The organism is Pseudomonas sp. F220 (assembly GCF_057813935.1).
Genome location: NZ_JBVASJ010000089.1, coordinates 1 through 2,292, shown reverse-complemented (window position 1 = coordinate 2,292; position 2,292 = coordinate 1). Strand labels below are relative to the sequence as shown.

Here is a 2,292-nt window from a genome sequence, read left to right as displayed (position 1 = left end):
CTCCACGGTGGACGTAACGATCACCGGCACCAATGACGCTCCGGTAGCGGTGGCCGATGTAGCCGCTGGCACAGAGAACCAGACCCTGACCCTCGATGTGCTGGCCAATGACACCGATGTCGATGACAACCATGTGTTCACCTTGGTCAGCGCCGGCGCGCCGACCGAAAAGGGCACGGCCAGCGTCGCGGGCAACCAGCTGCTGTTCAATCCGGGGGTTGACTTCGACCACCTGGCGCAAGGCGCGGTCGAGCACGTCACGCTCAGCTACACGATGCAGGACGAACACGGAGCACTCTCGACCAGCAGCGTGGACGTGACCATCACCGGCACCAACGACGCTCCGCTGGCGGTGGCCGATGTGGCCGCCGGCACGGAAAACCAGACCCTGACCCTCGATGTGCTGGCCAACGACACCGATGTCGATGACGGGCACCTGTTCACGCTGAACTCAGCCAGCGCGCCGATCGGCCAAGGCACGGTCAGCGTGGTCGGCAACCAGCTGCTATTCAACCCCGGAAGCGACTTCGATCATCTGGCGCAGGGCGCGGTCGAGCACGTGACGCTCAGCTACCAGATGCAGGACGAACACGGGGCGCTCTCGAGTTCCACGGTGGACGTGACCATCACTGGCACCAACGATGGTCCGGTGGCGGTGGCCGATGTGGCGGCCGGCACGGAAAACCAGACCCTGACCCTCGACGTGCTGGGCAACGACACCGATGTCGATGACGGGCACCTGTTCACGCTGAACTCAGCCAGCGCGCCGATCGGCCAAGGCACGGTCAGCGTGGTCGGCAACCAGCTGGTGTTCAACCCGGGGGCCGACTTCGATCATCTGGCGCAAGGCGTCATCGAGCATGTGACACTCAGCTACCAGATGCAGGATGAACACGGGGCGATCTCGAGTTCCACGGTGGACGTAACGATCACCGGCACCAACGACGCTCCGGTGGCGGTGGCCGATGTGGCCGCCGGCACAGAGAACCAGACCCTGACCCTCGATGTGCTGGCCAATGACACCGACGTCGATGACAACCATGTGTTCACGCTGAACTCGGTCAGTGCGCCGGCGAACAAGGGCAGCGCCAGCGTGGTCGGTAACCAGCTGGTGTTCAACCCAGGGACCAACTTCGACCACCTGGCGCAGGGTGCGGTCGAGCACGTGACGCTCACCTACCAGATGCAGGATCAGTACGGGGCGCTCTCGAGTTCCACGGTGGACGTGACGATCACTGGCACCAACGACGGGCCGATAGCGGTGGCCGATACGGCCGCCGGTACCGAGAACCAGACCCTGACGATCGACGTGCTGGCCAACGACACCGACGTCGATGACGGCCACCTGTTCACGCTGAACTCGGCGAGCGCGCCGGCGAACAAGGGCAGCGCCAGCGTGGTCGGCAACCAGCTGCTGTTCAACCCGGGAAGCGATTTCGATCATCTGGCGCAAGGCGCGGTCGAGCACGTGACGCTCAGCTACACGATGCAGGACGAACACGGGGCGCTCTCGAATTCCACCGTGGACGTGACCATCACCGGCACCAACGACGCTCCGGTGGCGGTGGCCGATGTGGCTGCTGGCACGGAAAACCAGACCCTGACGATCGACGTGCTGAGCAACGACACCGATGTCGATGACAACCATGTGTTCACCTTGGTCAGCGCCGGCGCGCCGACCGAAAAGGGCACGGCCAGCGTCGCGGGTAACCAGCTGCTGTTCAACCCGGGGGCCGACTTCGACCATCTGGCGCAAGGCGCGATCGAGCACGTGACGCTCAGCTACCAGATGCAGGATGAACACGGAGCACTCTCGAGCTCCACGGTGGATGTGACCATCACCGGCACCAACGACGCTCCGGTGGCGGTGGCCGATGTGGCTGCCGGCACGGAAAACCAGACCCTGACGATCGACGTGCTGAGCAACGACACCGACGTCGATGACGGCCACCTGTTCACCCTGAACTCGGCGAGTGCGCCGGCGAGCAAGGGCAGCGCCAGCGTGGTCGGCAACCAGCTGCTGTTCAACCCGGGGGCCGACTTCGATCATCTGGCGCAAGGCGCGGTCGAACACGTCACGCTCAGCTACACGATGCAGGACGAACACGGAGCACTCTCGACCAGCAGCGTGGACGTGACCATCACCGGCACCAACGACGCTCCGCTGGCGGTGGCCGATGTGGCCGCCGGCACGGAAAACCAGACCCTGACCCTCGATGTGCTGGCCAACGACACTGATGTCGATGACGGGCACCTGTTCACGCTGAACTCAGCCAGCGCGCCGATCGGCCA

General features: G+C 64.5%; 1 protein-coding gene. It reads left to right on the top strand.

Going from position 1 to position 2,292, the window contains the following annotated elements; genetic code table 11:
* The coding region (locus ACZYSM_RS29055; RefSeq protein WP_489077098.1) for an Ig-like domain-containing protein at positions 1-2,292 on the top strand (2,292 nt) is incomplete at both ends.